Raw genomic sequence first — 19,876 nt, 5'->3', positions numbered from 1 at the left:
TTATTTTTGAAGAATAAAATCAGAGCTAAAATGTCAGACACTAAACCCTACAATCCATATTATCCACCTCCAAAGCGTGGAGTTAAAGATTTTTTCATGATGCTTTTTGCATCAATGCTTGGATTTTTGATAGCAGGTTTTGGAATACTCCTGGTATCATTCGGATTTATTTTCATCCTCATAGCCGGACTTTCGAGCAGTGAGGTTGTGACGGTAAAACCCGATTCAATCCTGAAGATAACAATGCGACAGGCGATCATCGATTCTCCGAAGCAGGAGGATGACCCGTTTGCGAATCTTTTTACCGATGAAAGTGGAAAAAAGACAAGCCTTCAGGAGTATGTGAATGCCATAAAAAGTGCGAAGGAAGATGCTAATATCAAAGCTATTTACCTTGAGGTCGGGGATGCAAACGGAAATTTGGCAAATCTTGAAGAAATCTGGAATGCACTTGCTGATTTCAGGAAAAGCGGCAAAAAGATAATAGCCTTTTCCGACTTTTACAGTTTGAGAGGACTTTACATGGCATCGGTGGCAGACAGCATCTATCTGAATCCGCGGGGTGGCGTAATGTTAAAAGGATTAAGCGCCGAAGTGCCGATGTTTAAAAATCTCCTCAATTCCATCGGACTTGATGTCCAGGTAATTAGAGCCGGCAAGTATAAAAGTGCTGTTGAACCATTTATTGCTAACAATATGAGTGAAGAGAACAAAACTCAGATGCGAGAATATCTCACCGGACTTTGGGGCTCGATACTTACAAAGATTTCGCAAAAAACGAATCTTGACCTGAAGGAATTAAACTCGATTGCAGATTCACTGTCAGTTTTTGATGCAGTATCTGCAAAAAATGCCGGAATAGTGGATGAGCTCGTTTATAATCACGAAATTGATTCGATTGTGAAGAAGAGTTTGAAACTCTCCGAAAATCCTGAGTACCTCTCGTTCGAAAGCTATCTGAAAACCGGTGCAGGAAAGTTTAAATACAAAACGGGGGACGAAATCAGAATTATATATGCTGAAGGTGATATCGTCATGGGTAAGAGCAATGACGACAATATCGGCAGTGAGACATTCGTAAAAGCAGTAAAAGCCGCTGCTGAAGATGAGTCGGTAAAGGCTGTGGTCCTAAGGGTCAATTCTCCCGGTGGGAGTGCCATGGCAAGCGATATTATGTACCATGAGCTTCAGCTTTTAAGAAGTAAAAAACCGTTGATTATTTCAATGGGGAATTATGCCGCTTCCGGTGGCTATTACATTTCCGCACCCGGTGATGTAGTGGTTGCCTCACCGAACACTCTCACAGGCTCCATTGGTGTCTTTGGACTTGTAATGAACACCCAAAAACTGATGCGCGACAAGCTTGGAATAAACTTCGATACAGTAAAGACCAATCCTTACGCCGACTTTTTCACAGGCAGCCGCCCGATGACAAATTATGAATTGTCGGTGATGCAGATGAATGTGGATACCACTTACGAGACCTTCCTCGGAATAGTAGCCAAAGAGAGAAAAATCACCAGGAACGAGGCAAATGAAATCGGACAGGGGAGAATCTGGTTTGCCCCTGCAGCAATGGAAAAAAAACTTGTTGATACCTTGGGTGGCTTGTATGATGCAATTAAGATTGCAGCCAATAAGGCTAAATTGAAAGATTATACTGTATCCTACAGCAGCACATCTGAAACATTTTTCCAGAAACTGATGCGTAATCTTGAAGCAAAGGCCGGTACCTTTTTTATCAAAAGTGAAACCGCCAGAAAGCTTGAATTTTATATTAAGGAAGTGGAAAGAATAAGCAAGATGAGCGGAGTCATGATGATCATGCCTGTCGGTTTCACCTGGTAGAAGGCAGCTAATTATTTTTCTGAAACATGCATAAATAAATGAATAATTCCACTTTTTTCTTAACTTGCAGAATGATTATTCACATTTTGGAGTTACAGTGAAAAGAAGTTTTGTTTACTTTATATTTATGCTTTCAGTTGCCATTCCTCTTATTGCTCAGCCACTCAGCAGCAATTTGCAGGTTATCAAAAAACCGCTCATTCCGGATGATTTCAGGGCTTTCAGCAAAGCCGGGAATACGATTTTTGCCGTGAGTTACTCACTCAGTGTTGCGAGTAATTTCAGCAAATCAACCGATGGTGGCAACAACTGGCAGACACTCCCCTCATCCTTTGCTGCGGGTGACAATCTGAATGCCATTTCATTCGTTGATGAGCAAACAGGTTACATCGGCGGAAACGGAGGAGTGATTTACAAAACGACCAATGGAGGAGTTTCGTGGACGAACATAAGTGCACCTGCTGTCTACACAGGGAGTATTAATTATATCCACTTCTTCAATGCAACCACGGGTTATGTCGCGGGCGGTTCTGTTGGTTCGGTCAATATGATAAAAACCACTGATGGTGGTGCTACCTGGAGTTCTGTAACAAATGCAATCCCGACCAGAACATTATATGACATCCAATGGACCGGTCAGTCAGCCGCTATAGCCGTGGGCAGCGGCAGTCAGTATATGTACACTACTGACGGTGGAGCAAACTGGACAGCGGGTACCATGCCGGGTCTCTCAACAACTCTCTACAGAATCCGGAAAGCTGATGCAACCACATTTTATGTAGTCGGTACTGCCGGAAGAGCTTACAAGAGTACGGACGGCGGGGTGACTTTTGCAGCAGTTACAACCCCAACAACGGTTGCACTTTACTCCCTCGAATTTTATGATGCATCCAACGGTGTTCTTCTCGGTTCCAATGGTGTGGTGATCAGAACCACAGACGGTGGTGCTACCTGGACAAACATCCCTCTTTTCTCAACAGAAGTTATCAGAACCTCCCTTAAAGATGGTAATAAAATTCTTGCAGGCGGATATCTCGCTAATCTTGCAATCTCGACCGATGCCGGTGCCACCTGGAAGACCACGGGCTCCACTTCAAGAGACATGTACGGAGTTTATGCCGAAACCAACCAAAAATATACCGTGGTTGGAGACCGGGGTGAACTTCACCAGACTACTGACGGGGGTTTGACCTGGAAAAAATCCTCATTTATGGTTGGCGACATGCTATATGATGCCTACACATCCGGTTCAAATGTTTACACCTGCGGAAGACTCGGAGCGTTCTTTGCTTCAACTGACAACGGGCAGTCCTGGTTGAACAGATCACTTGGAACATCAACCACCAGAAATTATAAACTCGCTTTCTCTGATATAAACACAGGTTACTTGGTAAACAATGAAGGTGGAATACTCTATACGACAAATCAGGGCGTTAACTGGTCAAACCAGACAACATTGCCTTTAACCACTCTGTATGACATAAAGATGGTGAATCCAACCACCGGCTATGCTGTTGGTTCGGGTGAAAGAATATTTAAATCGACCGATGGTGTGAATTTTAGTCACGGAACCATGGCAGTCCCTGCGGGACAGGTTACGGGAGTCGCGATGGTTGATGCCAATACCGGTTACATTTGTGGCGAGAATGGCGCGTTTTACAAGACTACAGATGGTTTCCAGACGGTTACACTTCTTTCCGATACCGTTGCTCTTCAGGGCAAGGTGATGCACGATATCGTCATAATGGGTCCCGATGATGTCTGGGCAGTCGGCAGATCAGGCGTGTTGATGAGAAGGGTTGGTAATGTTACCCTTATTGATACCTCAATGAAAAGTGTCGACTTTTTAGCCGCTCACAAAATTAACAGCAGCCAGTTTGTTCTCGTAGGAACCGGTGGAATGGTTTACAAGGTTTCCTCTGAAATCGTTCCTGTCGAGCTTGTCTCTTTTAACGGTAAAGTTGATGGCAATACTGTTTCCCTCAACTGGCAGACAGCTACTGAGACAAACAATAAAGGTTTTAACATTGAGAGAAAAACCGGGAAAAACTGGGAAACGCTTGCTTTTGTAAATGGAAATGGAACCGTGACTTCTCCCGTTTATTACTCCTACACCGATAAAAATGTAACCGGACAAAAAGTATATTATCGTTTGAAGCAGATGGATAACGATGGTTCTTTCGCATACTCGAATGAGATCGAGGTGGAAATTGGCGCGCCTGCTCTATATTCACTTGAGCAGAATTACCCCAATCCGTTCAATCCATCGACGGTAATATCTTTCAACACTCCAAAAGCCGGGAATGTCAGACTGACCGTTTATAATACACTCGGTGAGGCGGTTGCTCTGCTGGCAGACGGATACCTCGAAGCAGGTTACCACAAGGTTTCATTTGATGGAGCGGGTCTGGTTTCCGGTATCTATTTTTACCGTTTGGAGGCAGGAGAATTTACTGCTGTCAGAAAGTTAAATTTGTTGAAATAAGTCGAACAGACTGAACAAAATCTGAAAGTCGCAGAGTACCGTAACAGTAAACCCGGGAAGTAATTTTTTTTCCCTGATTTACAAATTCGTTACTCTGTGACTTTTATTGCATATATTTAAAGTTCGAATATTCAAGATTAGGCAAGTGGAACAGGCAAATATCAAAATAATAGTGAGAAATCGAAAAGCTCACTTTGAATACAGTATTATACAGTCGTTTGAAGCCGGAATTGTACTCCAGGGAACCGAAGTTAAATCGCTTCGTGCCGGTAAGTGCAATCTGACTGACGGATTTGTGGAAATTGTAAACAATGAAGCCTGGTTGAAAAGTGCCCACATCTCCGAATATTCTCAGGGAAACATTAATAATCATGATCCTTTCAGAGACAGAAAACTTCTGCTCAACGCGGTTGAGATAAAGAAATTGAATCAGAAAGTCAAAGAAAAAGGGTACACGATTATTCCTCTTGCTCTCTATTTCAAAAATGGCAAAGTTAAAGTTGAAATTGCCCTTGCAAAAGGTAAAAAACTTTATGATAAGAGAGAGTCGATTGCGAAAAGAGAGATGGAAAGAGAAAGAAAGAGGAGCAAATATTAGTTCATTTTTATTTTTATAAATAAAAACAGGAAGGAGAAAAAAGGTGTTCGTACCTTCTCGGATGTTTTTTACCAAAGGCGTTGGCAGACATAAAGATTATTTAGCTTCTTTTGAGCTTGCATTAAGAGGTGCCGGAATTGAAATGTGTAACCTGGTTACAGTCAGCAGTATCTATCCCCCCGATTGCAAAAGAATTTCGAAGGAAGAGGGTCTCAAATATTTAAAACCGGGTCAGGTTACATTTTGCGTTATGGCCCGTAACCAGACAAACGAACCGAACAGGCTTATAGCCTCTTCGATTGGTGTAGCCATACCTGCCGATAAAAGCCTTTATGGATATCTATCAGAACACCATCCTTACGGTGAGACGGAAAAAGTGTGCGGCGAGTATGCGGAAGACCTTGCTGCCACCATGCTTGCAACCACTTTGGGAATAGATTTTAACCCGGAGGTTGACTGGAGCGAAAGAGAAAATATTTACAAAATGTCGGGTAAAATTGTCCGTTCATTTAATGTAACGCAGTCTGCTGAAGGACATAAAAACGGCCTTTGGACGACAGTGATTGCAGCGGCAATTCTGCTTCCGTAAAAGAAATTAACGGTCCGGTGATTTACTCTTAATTATGGAAATCCCGGACCTTTTTTATAATATAACAGGAGGATTATGGCACCATATCTGATATATATATTATCGATCATGAGTTCACTTAATTCAGCATTACCAAACCAAAATTTCATTACACTTCACAGGGATTATTTAGAAAATGTATACAAGCTGCCCGCCGGGGTGGTCATAAATGACGAATATAAAGTACCCGATTATTTCACAGATCAGGCTACCGTAAATAATTTGTTGTCGCTGGCAAGAAAATATTTAGGATATCCTTATGTCTGGGGTGGTACAACAGAACGGGGTTTTGACTGCTCAGGGTTTATGTATTTTCTTTATAATAAAATCGGCAAACCAATCCCCAGGATGCCCGCAGACCAGTGTATCCTCGGACAAGATATTCCATATTCAAAAATTCAGCCGGGAGATTTAATCTTCTTTAGAGGCGGCAATGTCAACTCCAACTGGATTGGCCATGTCGGGATGGCTTATGAAAGAGATTCGAACGGTGAAATAAAGTTCATCCATGCCGAGGGAAGAAAAACAGGAGTTGTAATTACCCCCCTGGAAAATCAGTATTACAAAAAAAGATTCATAAGAGCGACAAGAATTCTAAAATAAACGGATAGAAAATGAAAAAAATCATCAGATCATTCCCCGTACTCTTTTTAATCACTGTTATGACGGCTTCCTTCTCTTTTGCAGCCTGCAATAAAAGTGCCAATGCCGGAGACATTCCTCCTGCAGGAAAAGATACATTAAAGGCAGAAACCCCTAAAAAGGCGGAATCAGTTACTGCAACCGAAGCATACGATGCCACAAAGTTCACTTCAAAGTATGACGATATGGCGAAATTTTTTGCCGGCATTGAAGTTGATTCGACCAGTGAACTTGCTCCACTTTTTAAAGCAAACACCTGGAAAAATCATGCAAAAAGTTTTGATTCAAAATGGGCAGGATTGGAAAAGAAAAGACTTGCACCGATAAGAGAGTGGGTGGCTACAGAGCTTAAAGACATCTCAGCCGATTGTAAAACCCTCTTTTACCCTTTCGGTGGTCCTGATTTCCTTTTTGCAAACACATTTTTCCCGTCGTTCAACAATTATGTACTCATAGGTCTTGAACCTGTAGGACAGTTGCCTGATTTGAAAAAGCTTGACAAAAATGTTTTGAGTGGTTATCTCGCAAGTCTTCAGAATTCACTTGCTACACTTATCTCAGGCGGATTTTTTAAGACTATCGACATGGCATCCGATTTTCAGCCCGGCAGAGTAAACGGAATTGTACCGGTACTTATGGTATTCCTGGCAAAGACAGACCATAAAGTGCTCGATATCGAGTATATCAAACTGGACAAAACCGGAAAACTCACATACGAAAAGTCTGACTCCTCATCAGGAAAAACAAAGACCAAATATGATGGTGTGATGATTAAATTCACCGACAAAGAAGAGAAAGTTGTGAAGAAACTTTTCTTTTTCAGCACAGATCTTTCAGATGGAGGATTCCCGAAGAAAACCGATTTCCAGAACTTCGTGAAGGAAATGCAACCTTTCGCTTCGATGGCAAAGGCAGCCTCATATCTGATGCATCAGGGCGGTTTCGACGGTATCAGAAATTTTGTCGTTGAAAACGCAAAATATATGGTTCAGGAAGATAGTGGTATTCCCCTTAAATATTTCGATGAGAAGAAGTGGGAAAGAAGATTCTACGGAACCTACACTTCACCTATTCCAATGTTTGCAGGAAGAGTCCAGAGAGATCTTCAGGATGCTTACCGCAAAAAAGACAATGTAAAACCATTGCCATTCGGAATTGGATATTACTGGGAACAGGGCAGAAGCAATCTCATGTTTGCTTTGAGAAAATAGAGTAACTGCACCTTATTCACAATATTTTTTGAGCGAATCCGCAGCAGTTTTTGAATTGCTGCGGTTTGCTTTTTCAAACGCCTCACATCCCCCCTTTTTATCTCCACTTATCGCAAGCACACTTCCAAGCATCAGCCAGGTTTTTGATGTTGCACTGCTCATCTGAGTGGCATTTTGAAGGTATATTTTCGCCGGTTCCAATTCACCTTTCAGAAAATAAGCCTCTCCAAAAAACGCCTGGAGACTTTCGAAATCGGGTTTTAACTTTTGAATTTTTTCCAGTTCAGTAATTGCTGCATCAGGTTGTTTCATTTTCAGGAAATATGCCGATTTGTAAACAGGAACAAGTGGATTGCCCGGTTCAATTTTCTCCGCTCTCAGGTAGTATTCGATCGCTTTTTTATCATCACCTTTCTCCGAATAGAGATTTCCGAGGAGAATGATGGCATCAACTTTGTTAGGGTCCTCCGACAACACCTCATTAAAGTCAGCAATTGCCTCGTCATATTTTTTCTGTCCCTGATAGGCAAGTCCTCTGAAGAGGTGGGCAGAACTGTCTTTGGAATCGATATCAAGAATTTTGGAATATATTTTCACAGCCGAGTCGAAGTAGCCGGTGGTCAGTTTCTCAAAAGCCTGTGATCTGAGGACAAATATTTCCTTTCTGTCATTTTCCTTGCTCTTCTCGTAAAAATGGTAGATGACATAGATTTGAACAAGAGCAGCAAAAAATAAAAAAATGGCGAGGTTTTTGTTTTTCTTCATCAGGGTTTTTGTAAGTTTTGGTGATTAAATTTTGAAAATTGAGTTCTTAAATATAAAACGAGCCGATATAAATGAAATGTGTAAAAATTATAGTTTTTTCTCTCCTGTTGTTTTTAATTCTACCTTTGAGAGCACAAAATCAGGGTAACAATGGAGTTGCTGAATTTAGAAAAAAACTTGCTGCCGAATTGAAGAAGGATTTTGCCAAATATAATTTACCTGCAGCGGCAAAGGTGGATACAGTTTACATCACAGCAGCCGGTGAGCTGGTAATTGGTCTCAATCGCCGTTCTTCCGGAAAAGTGATAAGGGAGGAAAATATAGCATCCATGACAAAGTCGTTTATGGACTTTAAGGATGCCAACGGATATGCAAAGAAGGGTTTGAAGATATATCTCGGTCCTTTTGAACTAAAGGAGATGGTGCCGAATTATTACAGACTGAAAAGTGACATTGATAAAAGCAGACTGCCTGCTGAGCGGGCACCATTTCGACTCGTTACAAATCTCAACCGACCATTTGAAATTGAGAATGGACTCCTTGGAAGAAATGTTGTAGTCTGGAACTCACACGGGTGGTACTACAGCCATGAAGATGATCGCTGGCAGTGGCAGAGGGCAAGGCTTTGGGGGACTGTGGAAGACCTGCTTACAACTTCCATAGTGATACCGTATCTTGTTCCGATGCTTGAGAATGCCGGTGCGGGAGTCTTTTTACCGCGTGAACGGGATATCCAGACAAATGAAGTGGTGGTTGATGCTGATGGCGGCACCGGTGATTTAATCATTGAAAACAGTTCTGAATGGGAAAAGACCGGCAAGGGATTTCTCTTTCAAAAGGAGGGATACGAAGCTAATGTTAATCCATTCAGCCTTGGGAGTTATCTAAGAACAGAGGCAAAAAATGAAGAATCAAAGCCCCTGTATTATGTACCGTCAATTCCAGAAACAGGTGAATATGCGGTTTATGTTTCTTATGGAAAAGATTCTGACGGCAAAAATGTTTCGGATGCCACATATACAGTCAATCATGCCGGAGGCAGCACTTCCTTTAAAGTCAACCAGACTGCAGGATGGGGAACCTGGATTTATCTGGGCACATTCAAATTTAGGCAGGGGAGAGACAAAAGCGGTGCGTGCGTAAAAGTTTCTGACAAGAGCAACAACAAAGGTGTAGTAACTTCCGATGCAGTACGGTTTGGTGGCGGAACGGGAGTCATTAAAAGGAATGGAAAAACTAGTGGCAGACCCAAATTTGCTGAGGCTGCGAGGTATTATCTTCAGTACCTCGGTGTGAACGATACACTCGTGTATAATCTCCACAAGAACATTGATGATTATACCGATGATTACAGAGCCAGAAGTGAATATGTCAACTGGCTTAACGGAAGTCCTGCGGGACCAAACAAAAACCGGAACGAAGAGGGATTAAAAATACCTGTTGATTTGTCTCTTGCCTGGCATACCGATGCGGGTGTTCTCGGAGGTGACTCGGTTGTTGGCACCCTGATGATTTACAGTTCCGTAGGGATGGATACGACATATTTCCCCGGTGGAAGATCGAGGATGGCAAACCGCGACCTGGCAGATATTGTGCAAAGTCAGATTGTTGATGACATTAAATTGCTGTTTGACCGGAAGTGGACTCGCAGAGAGCTTATGGATGCCAACTATGCGGAGGCAGTAAGAGGAAATGTACCCGGTATTCTTCTCGAACTTCTGTCACATCAGAATTTTGCAGAAATGAAATTTTTCTGGCAGCCTTCATTCAAGTTTGCGGTCGCCAGAGCGATTTATAAAGGAATGTTAAGGTTTATCAGCTCATCAAATTCAGGCCGATTTGCTGTTCAACCACTTCCCGTCAATAATTTTTCAGCTATACCTGACGGTGAAGATGTGAAGTTGAGCTGGAAACCGGTGGAAGATCCGCTTGAACCAACTGCAACACCGACAGGATATGTAGTTTACCGCAGAACGGGTAACGGTGGATTTGACAATGGCAGGTTTACTTATGAACCACAATTCGTGGACCAGCAGATCCCGGTTGGTCAGGTTGTCAGTTACAAGGTATGTGCCGTCAACAGTGGCGGGGAAAGTTTTCCTTCAGAAATTCTTGCTGCAGGTATAGGGAAAAACAGATCCCGAAAAATTCTTGTGGTCAACTCATTTGACAGGCTTGATGCGCCAAAGACAATTGAAAAACCGGGTTTTGAGGGATTCCAGTTTAATTTTGATGAGGGAGTTCAACTTAACAAAGATGTTGCCTTTACCGGAGAGCAGGTCGATTTTGACAGGGCTTCAGATTTCAAGTCGAATGATGCACCCGGATTCGGAGCTTCCAAATCGAATATGGAATGCAAAGTGATTGCCGGAAATACATTTGATTATCCCGCAATACATGGTGAATCAATTCTGAATGCAGGATTTTCATTTAGCAGCTCGAGTGATGAATCTGTGGAAACAGGTAGGGTGGATCTGCAAGGATTCGATCTGGTGGATATAATTGCAGGAGAAGAGAAAAGATCGGAGATTTCAGTTGGATTGGAACCGGTAAAATCTGAGAATTTCAGATTGTTTACACCAAATATGATGAATCTTTTGACCGCTTACCTTGCAGGGGGGAAATCGCTTTTTATAAGCGGATCATATACCGGTTCAGAACTTGAGACGGATTCAATGACCGCTAAATTCGGATCGGGAGTGCTCAAATCAAAACTCGGTACTCATTTCGCATCGACTTCAGGCAGGGTGTTCGGTGTGAGTAATGCAGGCATTTTTACGGGTGAGAAGTTCGAATTTAATACAATTCATTCAGATAAAATTTACAGGGTGGAAGCCCCTGAAGCAATCAATCCTGAAAAGGAAGGGGAAACACTCCTTCGTTATTCAGAGAATACGAATAGTGCGGTAGTGGGATATAGAGGATTGCGTAAATCTATTGTGTCCGGTTTCCCTTTTGAAACAATTATTGTTCCGGAGCAGAGGGACAAATTCATGAAGCTCGTTTTGGAATATCTTGGGATGTAGCGGGTTGATTTAAAGATAGGAAAAAGGGCTGCCGGGTTATCAGGCAGCCCTTTTTAGTTTATTTTATATCCTTCATTGCAATTGGTGCAGGTACAGAATTTCTGACGGGTTTTGTTGTCTTCAGATATGCAAAAACCGCTTTTAAGTCTTCATCTGTCATGTTGGCATATGATGGCCATGGCATTGGAGGAAGGAGAGGTCTTGTGTTGTCAAGTCCTTTGTATTTTCCTTCTCTCATCGCTTTGATGAACTGCTGTTCTGTCCAGGTTCCAATACCTGTCTCATCCGAAGTAATGTTAGCTGCAAATGAAACTCCCCATGGTCCGACCGCTGCCGTGTTCATTCCGTTGAACAGTACCCATGATTTTAAAGCATTCTTGTCGATTGCATCGAGAGGTACATTTTCGGGGTGTCCTGAGAGCAGAAGGTTTGGATCGGGTGATGGACCTTTAGGACCAAAAACCTTGGGACTGTGGCAGTCGTCGCAACCTGCGATGGCTACGAGGTATTTTCCTCTTTTTACGAGGTCTTCCTGAGATGTTGGTGTTGGGGCTGCCGGTGTTTTTTCATCCTTGGCTTTGCATCCTGTTATGACTACTGTAGTCAAAACGGCAACGGCAAGGAGTGAATAAAGACTTTTCTTCATAAGAATCTCTCCTGAAATTTTTCTTTGAAAAGAAAGTTGATGATGTAATGATGATTAAACTAACTTGTAAACCGGGGAGGGGTGGATGAAATGCTGTATTAAAACTGATTATTGCCTTTCTCCGGGTACATCGTTTTTCGAGTACAAAATTATGAAAAATTATCATTTAGTCCGCAAAGATCTTGACCAGCAGCATTATTAATAATTAAACGAAAGTATTAAATGATGAGTGAATAATTGCGAAGAATATTTTGAAGCAGAATGAGTTGTCAAGTTTAATGAGGCTTTGTGGCGATATGTGGGCAGGGGACGCAGAGATACACGCGGATCAGGCAGATTTTCGCAGTGAGGGGGGATTGGAGCCCTTCAGGGCGACATATGTGTAGAACCGTGGCACCCAATTCCAAAAAAGCCCTTTAGGGCGATATGTGGGCAGATTCCCGGCAACCAACATAACAAAAGCCCGTAAGGGCGACATGAGTGTAGCACCGAGACACCCAATTCCAAAAGAGCCCTTTAGGGTGGCATATGTGTAAATTATATGATAGGAAGAAAATATATTGATATTTTGTAATCAATAATTTTGGGAATTTTATGCAGAGCAAAACATTCTCACAAATGTATATTCACATTGTATTTAGTGTTAGAGAACGGGAAAAGGTTCTAAAATCAATCTTTCGGCAGGAAGTCTTAAAATATATCACCGGAATTGTTTCGAACAAGGGACATAAGATGCTGGAAATCAATGGAGTAGAAGATCACCTTCATATCCTGCTTGGTTTAAATCCGTCTCAAAGTGTATCAGAACTGATTAGAGACATAAAGGCAAATTCTGCGAAGTTCATCAATGAAAAGAAGTTTCTGTACGGGCATTTTTCCTGGCAAGAAGGTTATGCTGCATTCTCAATTGGTCATTCTGAATTGGACAGAATTCACAATTATATTCGTAATCAGGAAGTGCATCATTTGGAAGAGAGTACGATGTCGGAGAGGAAAAGATTTTACAAAGCCTACGGTTATGATAGGGAAGAGTTGCTATAGTACTACCCATATGTCGCCCTAAAGGGCTTTTATGAAGTTTGGGTACCGGGATTCTACCCATATGTCGCCCTAAAGGGCTTTTTTGAAGTTTGGGCGCCGGAATTCTATCCATATGTCGCCCTAAAGGGCTTTTTTTTTAGATATGAGGTGTTATTTTTGTCAATTCATCGGAGTATTAGCGATCAGCTCATAGTTCATAGATCAGAGCTCATAGCTGCCACACCCATATTTCGCCGCAGGGGTTGGTTAAAACTTATGTCAAGGACTTAATACAAAAAAGGCTGCCTTTTGGGGCAGCCTTTTTCAATTATAATTTATGAGTTATGAATTATAAATTCATTCTCAGAATTATTTGTTGAGAATCATTTTCTTTACTGATGAGAAGGAACCTGATTCAAGTCTGTAGATATAAACACCTGAAGCGAGTTTTGAAGCATCAAATGAAACTTCATAACTTCCGGCTTTCTGTACAGAGGAAACGATTGTTTTGATCTTCTCACCGATGGTGTTGTAGATTGTGAGATTTACAAATCCGTCAACAGGGATCGAATATTTGATTACGGTTGAAGGGTTGAATGGATTAGGATAATTCTGTTCCAAAGCGAATACTGAAGGAGAACCAACTTCCACTTCAACTTCGTTTGAATACTTGAATGTACCGTCGAAATCCACTTGTTTCAATCTGTAGGTATATTTACCTGATTCGAGTGATTTATCAACGAATGAATAAGCACTTGGTTCAAGGGTATTTCCTCTACCGGCAATAAATCCGGCACTGGTATATGAACCGCCTTCTTTTTTCCTTTCAACACTAAAGCCCTGGTTATTGAGCTCGGTAGCTGTTGTCCAGGTCAGAAGTACAGAATTTGCATCAGCATTTGCATTAAATGATGTAAGTTCCACAGGGATGTTTGAACCACCACTCATCATGAAATTCATGGTATTCACGATCAGCTTGGCAGCCATGGTCTGATTGACCATCGTGCCAAGAGAGAAGGTGAAGAATACATTTCTGATGTTGGCAGGGTTATTATTCGGTGAATAAAGTATGATACCGGCGGTATCAAGATAAGTTGGATACCAGCCGCCAATTTTATAGATACCGGATTTGCCGGCGATGATTCTCATTGCATCGCGGTCGCCGTATGAGGTACCGGTGAAAGCAAGAGAGTCACTGATCAGATTTGGAATAGTGAACATCTGATGTCCGGGGACGATCTTGCGAAGAAGACCAGTACCCGACATGTCAGATACCCAGGATGAACACTGGAGAACATTGGTTCTGAAGTAAGGATCTTTGTCTGAGGTTGCACTTGAGTAGCGATAAATCCAGCCAACTTCACCACCTTCAACCAGGGTTTTTCCGCCACGGAGTGTGTAGTTAACGATTGCGGTTCTCTTGGCGAGATCATCGAACATAGTACCCGTTTTTGCGCCTGAAGACAGGATCACAACATCGTAATTATTCAATGTTGTAGTATCGAGCGATGCAAAATTGATCTTGTCGACGAGGTAACCTTCACTTGTAAGGGTAGTGCTGATAATGTTTCCTGATGCACCAAGAGGAGTAATCTCATCACCCTTTCCTTTTGAAGCGGTAGATCTCTCAGCCATTACAACATCATCATCAAGAACAAGAACCACACCAAGTGTGTTGATTACCTTGAACTGTGAGGTACCTGAAGCAGGGAAGTAAACAGTGTTGCGGTTTGTCGAATTATCAACAACCTTAATTCTGTACTGGATACTGTCACCAACTGCAATTTGTGTACTGTCGAGATTGAAGAATCCTTCATACAGACTGCCTGAAGTGTTGGTCAATGTGAACTGATTTGGGGCACCGTTATTTTTGGTGTAGAGAACAGTCACTGAATAGATACCCAGGTTGTCGGTAGCTGAAGCAGAAACCTTCGCAGGCCATCTTACCTTTGCAACATCTCTAAGAGGAGTATGATTAACTACAGGAAGAGTGTTGTCAGGAACAAATTTGAATGAATTGAAAGTTGTTGATGACGGATGGTAACCTGCTGTATGAGCAGCACCGGCATCTTTGGCTACAATTCTGTAGTAGAGAGTATCGCCAAGAGCAATCAGTGAAGTGTCTACATTGAAAGCACCTGAATATGCGTTACCGGTTCCGGCTGTGAGGTTAAATCTCCTCATTGTGCCTGCAGTGTTTATCTTGTAAACAACATATGCACTGTCGATTCCGATATTATCAGTGATGGTGGCATTCAAAGTGACCGGCCAGGTTTCTCTATACTGGTCACCGATAACCGAGTGTGTAATAACAGGGGCTTCGGTATCAGTTGCAACAACAAAGCTTAATTTATTTGATGGAGCACCTGCTGGAAATGTGGAAACTCCACCGGTGTTGTCTTCTGCTTTGATGTAGTAGTTATAGGTAGCAGGCTGGCCGTTTCCGGGGATGGAAGCTGTCCAGTTGTTACCTGAAGGGTTGGTCATTATCAATGAATCTGTGATTTCACCGCCGGTTCCTCTTCCCCAATAGACTTTAACACCATTGGCTGCGAGAGGGATGGTTGATTCGATTACTGCGTTGACAACATAAGGACCGGCAAGATTTTCTGTGTTACCGAGAGCAGTATGGTTGATTGTTGGACCAAAAGTGGCTTTACCAACCCATCCCTGATAAACATTGGTTCTGTCGTCAGCCCAGTAAGCCCAAACGGTATTGTCTTTTGCAGCGATACCGATATAGTCACCCTGGTATCCGCCTGCGAGACCGCTAATGGCTTTAGGTTTGAATTTTGAGTCTGAGATTTTAATGTTTTCGAAAGTTGATCCGAAATCCATCGATCTTCCCATGTAAACAGTTGCGGAGTCATTGCTCATGTCACGGCTGTCATACCATACTGAATAAACATGTCCCGTGGTCTGATCAACAGTAGCCCATGGATAATATTGATCTCTGGCATTGTTTATAGGGTCGTTGTTCACACGAACAGGTGTTGACCATGTAGTTCCGCCATCAGTCGATTTGATCATCACGATATCAGGATCACTACCGGCAGGTGCTACACCTTTTTGTGGCCAAACGATATAGATGTTTCCTCTTCCCGGTCCGTTGCTTCTGTCAACAGCCATGGACGGGAAAGATGAAACTCTTATTGAAGTTGGTTTCAGGTTACCACGGATACCAAAATTGGCAGCCTGGTAAGCTTTGGTAGCAGGAGTCCATGTAACGCCGCCATCGGTTGATTTTGCAAAACCGATTGCATCCTCACCATAAACACCGGCACCCCATTGATCGTAAACTGCGAAAGTTGCGTATACTTCGCCGTTAGGACCTGTGGAAAGATTAACACCCTGGCAGTGACTGCCTGCGTTAAGGTTTCCGGAGATGTTTTTTGGAGTGCTCCAGCTTGTACCGTTGTTGCTTGAGTAAACAAGTTCGATGTTGTTATTGTTAGGGCTTCCGGTCAGGAAGGCAGTCCATGCATCATAAAGTCTGTTTGCATAGGGGCTTCCCGGCACTTTGTCAGCAGTCATGTGGTTTTTATCAAGAAGATCTGCTGAGCTTGATGGGTTTGCACCGGCCTGTGAGGTTGTCCAGTTAACACCGTTGTTTGATGAAGTGGCAACACCCTGGCCGCCACTGTTGTGGATGTAGCCAACATGCATGTAACCATTAGGAGCGATAACAGAAACAGGATCGCCAGAGTTTCTACCGTATGGAGGATCATCCCAGCCCTGCCAGTTTGTTCCACCATTGGTTGTAAGGTAGGTACCTGTACCATATAATGTACCAACTGAGGAACCCGACCATGAAGTTGAGTTCGCAGAAAGGAGCAGGATATTCATATTAAGAGGATGAACATCAATACTCAGCTCGGATTGAGTTGAATTGGTAGTAGGAAAAGGTCTGAAATTGGGGTATAAAGTCGCTTCTGCACCGGTTACACGGACATAGCGGTTGATGTTTGGAGCAGGTACATAAATAAACGAGTTATCTCCTGCAGCCGTTGCAAAATTCTGGTCAAGAGTTAATCTCGTCCAGTATTTTGACAAGTCTCTTTCTGTCTCTCCACCCGTACCCTGGGCAAGAATCATGCCCGTGAGTAGAATGGACAGCAGAGAAGTGCGTAAAAAGGCCATGTTTAGTTGGCTCCTTCCGTTAATAATTGAAGTGAAATGTTAACCTAAATTAAGCATTTTTCAGATTGTGAGCAAAAATAAATGAACCCGTGGAGGTGATTAAATGCACATATTTCGGGAAAGGAAACATTTACCACTTAAATAGCTATTTTAGTAATCATAAAATTTAAAGTTTTTAAAATGAAAATCAATTTTAAAGAGATACCCGGGCAATCGCCTCTGTACCTTGATTATCTGTACAACTTCAAAAAAGTTGCCAAATATTACATCAAGGACTTCAGAAACGAAGCAATATATGAGCCACATTTTAGAGATGTTCTCTCCAAGTATCCTTCTGACCGTAAACAGGTCACTCAGACGATAAAAAATCAGTATATCAGCAAGAGAATATCCGCCAAAACTTCGCAAAATATTAAACTTTTAGAAGAGCGTAATACACTTGCAATAGTCACCGGGCAGCAACTGGGACTTGCCGGTGGTCCACTCTACACTATATACAAAACCATTACAGCAATCAAACTGGCTGCACACCTCACAGCAAAATATCCTGATTTCAATTTTGTCCCTGTTTTCTGGCTTGCCGGAGACGATCACGACCTGGAAGAAATCAGTTCTATAAACCTTCTGAACAACGAGAACAAAGTTGAAACCGTTACATACAAGGTCGAGGAAGAGGGTGAAAAAGAAGCGGGAAGTGTTGGTGGAATTCGCCTTGAGCAGGAGATAGAGGACTTTATCTCCGGTATGGAAGGGGCACTGCGACCAACCGAATTTACCCAGGATGTTATTCACTACTTATCATCAATTTACCGTCCCGGTAAAACTGTAGCTGAAGCGTTCAGTGAAATGATGTTCAAGTTTTTTGATAAGTACGGGCTTGTGATATTTAATCCTCAGGCAAATGATGTAAAGAAACTTTTGATTCCCGTCTTCAAGCACGAACTCGAAAACTACAGGGCACATGCCACCAAACTTATAACCATAAGTGCGGGACTCGATGAAGAATATCATGCACAGGTTAAAATCCGTCCGATCAATCTTTTTGTGAATAATGAAAACGGGCGTTACCTCCTCGATCCGCTTGAAAACAACGAGTTCAGATTAAAAAGAAAAAAGGTCAAATTTTCGAAAGATGAGTTATTGCAACTCCTTGAAAGTTCACCTGAGATGTTTAGTGCAAATGTGATTTTAAGACCTGTTTGTCAGGACTGGCTCTTTCCGACGGCTTTTTATGTTGGCGGACCTGCCGAGATATCGTACTTTGCACAGATTGTACAACTTTACAAGGCATTCAATCTGGCAACACCGATCGCGTGGCCAAGAATAAGTGCGACAATAGTGGAAAAAAGTGTCCAAACTCTTTCACAGAAATTTGATTTAACCATTAATGATTATTTCGAATTAAAAGGAGAGATTTTTAACAAGGTTGCTTCGATGATTTCTGAGTATGACATAGAAGGAAAATTTGAAGTCGCCGAAAACAGGATGAGCAATATTTTTGATGATCTGAAGGACTATCTTTCGGAAATCGAAAAGACTCTGGGTGATCCTGTCGAGAAGAACAAGCAAAGGACCCTGCAATACCTGGTTGAGCTAAAAGGTAAAGCTGAAGCTGCCAGATTACGGAAGCATGAGAGTACGATGAACCAGTTACAAAAAAGTTATTCCATGATACTGCCGAATGACAATTTGCAGGAAAGGGAGATTAACTACTTCTATTTTGCAAACAAATATGGTCTCGGTTTTTACGAATATCTCATGGAAAAACTGGACGGCGAATCATTCGATCACCAGGTGGTATTGCTATAGTGATAAGAAAAAGATCTGCCATAACTGTTACACTTTATTTGTTGTTTGCCCTCTTTACCCTTGCATCGAGCCCGTTTTTTGCACAGAGCGAGCCGGGGAGATTGTACAAGTTCCGGCTGGAAAACGCACCATTTCCCGAAGAAGGAAGAGCCAATGGTTACAATGGACTTCCGTATTCGGGGCATTATGATGACAATACTGTGGCGGTATATGTTCCGCCAGGCTATAAGTTCACGAACAGTGTCGATTTTGTTTTCTATTTTCACGGCTGGTACAATACTGTTGATGGTGTTTTGGGCAGTTTCAGAATGCTTGACCAGTTTTTGGAAGCAAGAAAAAATGCGATTTTTGTGATACCCGAAGGACCGAAGAATGCAGCCGATTCCTATTATGGGAAACTCGAGCGGGAAAACGGCTTTTTGAGCCTTGTGACAGAAATTATGGATTCTCTGAAGGGGAGAAAAGAAATCGAAGAGACAATCCCCGGCAAAATTGTGATCGCCTGTCATTCGGGTGGTGTTAGAGTCCTTTCAAAAATTCTCCGTCAGGGGGGGATAACCCACCAGATAAGGGATGTGTACCTTTTTGATGCAACCTATGGTTATGTTGATGAATATCTGGACTGGTTGATGACTTTCGACGGCAAGCTGATAAGTATTTGGACCGAAGGGTCAGGCACCCGTGACGGAACGATGAGAATGCTGCAACGGCTTCAGGATGCTCAGATCCCTCATTTGAATACCGATGAGGAAAATCTCACGAAGGATGACCTGATTTACAACCGCATTGTGGTAATTAAAACACCTCTTACCCATAGTGATCTTGTCTTTCTCACCGGCAACTTCACAAAATTCCTCAAAACAAGTATGCTGGATCTGCTTGAAATTAAATAAGGCAGAAAATTGAAGGCTGAGTAAACGAAGGCTGAGGGCTGAAATTTGAAGGCTGAATAAATGAAGGCTGAGGGCAGAAAATTGAAGGCTGAATAAATGAAGGCTGAGGGCTGAAATTTGAAGGATGAATCAATGAAGGCTGAGGGCTGAAGTTTGAAATTTTTA

General features: G+C 42.4%; 13 protein-coding genes. 10 read left to right on the top strand and 3 right to left on the bottom strand.

Annotation, left to right across the window (positions count from 1 at the left end; translation table 11 throughout):
• Nucleotides 1–30: 30 nt before the first annotated feature.
• The 6 genes from sppA (at nucleotide 31) to J0L60_12200 (ending at nucleotide 7,412) form a co-directional block, all read left to right on the top strand.
• Nucleotides 31–1,848, top strand: a complete 1,818-nt coding sequence (sppA, locus tag J0L60_12225; GenBank protein MBN8546888.1) for a signal peptide peptidase SppA — start codon at nucleotides 31–33, stop codon at nucleotides 1,846–1,848.
• A gap of 97 nt (nucleotides 1,849–1,945) precedes the next feature.
• Nucleotides 1,946–4,333, top strand: a complete 2,388-nt coding sequence (locus J0L60_12220; GenBank protein MBN8546887.1) for a T9SS type A sorting domain-containing protein — start codon at nucleotides 1,946–1,948, stop codon at nucleotides 4,331–4,333.
• A 145-nt stretch (nucleotides 4,334–4,478) separates the two neighbouring features.
• On the top strand, nucleotides 4,479–4,931 hold the full coding sequence (gene smpB, locus J0L60_12215; GenBank protein MBN8546886.1) for an SsrA-binding protein SmpB: 453 nt from the start codon (nucleotides 4,479–4,481) through the stop codon (nucleotides 4,929–4,931).
• 61 nt (nucleotides 4,932–4,992) lie between these two features.
• Nucleotides 4,993–5,520 carry an arginine decarboxylase, pyruvoyl-dependent gene (locus J0L60_12210; protein MBN8546885.1) on the top strand — a complete coding sequence of 176 codons (528 nt, stop codon included), beginning with the start codon at nucleotides 4,993–4,995 and terminating at the stop codon, nucleotides 5,518–5,520.
• A gap of 75 nt (nucleotides 5,521–5,595) precedes the next feature.
• Nucleotides 5,596–6,162: a C40 family peptidase gene (locus tag J0L60_12205; protein MBN8546884.1), complete on the top strand. Its 567-nt coding sequence runs from the start codon at nucleotides 5,596–5,598 to the stop codon at nucleotides 6,160–6,162.
• Between the two features lie 11 nt (nucleotides 6,163–6,173).
• Entirely contained in the window at nucleotides 6,174–7,412 is a 1,239-nt protein-coding gene (locus J0L60_12200) for a hypothetical protein (GenBank protein ID MBN8546883.1), read from the top strand.
• Between the two features lie 12 nt (nucleotides 7,413–7,424).
• Here J0L60_12200 and J0L60_12195 read toward each other — a convergent pair whose 3' ends face one another.
• A complete protein-coding gene (locus J0L60_12195) occupies nucleotides 7,425–8,177 on the bottom strand; it encodes a tetratricopeptide repeat protein (protein ID MBN8546882.1) in 753 nt (250 codons plus the stop codon).
• 71 nt (nucleotides 8,178–8,248) lie between these two features.
• Here J0L60_12195 and J0L60_12190 point away from each other — a divergent pair, with 71 nt between their 5' ends.
• Entirely contained in the window at nucleotides 8,249–11,203 is a 2,955-nt protein-coding gene (locus J0L60_12190; protein MBN8546881.1) for a xanthan lyase, read from the top strand.
• Between the two features lie 58 nt (nucleotides 11,204–11,261).
• Here the strand turns inward: J0L60_12190 and J0L60_12185 are convergent, their stop codons facing one another.
• The gene (locus J0L60_12185; protein MBN8546880.1) at nucleotides 11,262–11,849 is read right to left on the bottom strand and encodes a c-type cytochrome; all 588 of its coding nucleotides are present in this window, start codon (nucleotides 11,847–11,849) and stop codon (nucleotides 11,262–11,264) included.
• A gap of 594 nt (nucleotides 11,850–12,443) precedes the next feature.
• On the opposite strand from J0L60_12185, the gene tnpA reads away from it, so the two are divergent.
• Nucleotides 12,444–12,890: an IS200/IS605 family transposase gene (gene tnpA / locus J0L60_12180; protein ID MBN8546879.1), complete on the top strand. Its 447-nt coding sequence runs from the start codon at nucleotides 12,444–12,446 to the stop codon at nucleotides 12,888–12,890.
• 348 nt (nucleotides 12,891–13,238) lie between these two features.
• On the opposite strand, the gene J0L60_12175 is transcribed toward tnpA, so the two are convergent.
• Nucleotides 13,239–17,009 (bottom strand): T9SS type A sorting domain-containing protein, encoded by a 3,771-nt coding sequence (locus J0L60_12175; protein MBN8546878.1) that lies wholly within the window; start codon nucleotides 17,007–17,009, stop codon nucleotides 13,239–13,241.
• A gap of 180 nt (nucleotides 17,010–17,189) precedes the next feature.
• Between J0L60_12175 and bshC the strand changes: the two genes are divergently transcribed.
• Nucleotides 17,190–18,818, top strand: coding sequence for a bacillithiol biosynthesis cysteine-adding enzyme BshC (gene bshC / locus J0L60_12170; protein MBN8546877.1), 1,629 nt, complete (start codon nucleotides 17,190–17,192; stop codon nucleotides 18,816–18,818).
• On the top strand, nucleotides 18,818–19,711 hold the full coding sequence (locus J0L60_12165; GenBank protein ID MBN8546876.1) for a hypothetical protein: 894 nt from the start codon (nucleotides 18,818–18,820) through the stop codon (nucleotides 19,709–19,711). Before bshC ends, J0L60_12165 begins: the two co-directional genes overlap by 1 nt.
• Nucleotides 19,712–19,876 lie beyond the last annotated feature (165 nt).

The sequence above is a fragment of the Ignavibacteria bacterium genome (assembly GCA_017302895.1).
GTDB lineage: Bacteria > Bacteroidota > Ignavibacteria > Ignavibacteriales > Ignavibacteriaceae > UTCHB3.
This window is presented reverse-complemented; position numbering and strand designations above follow the sequence as displayed.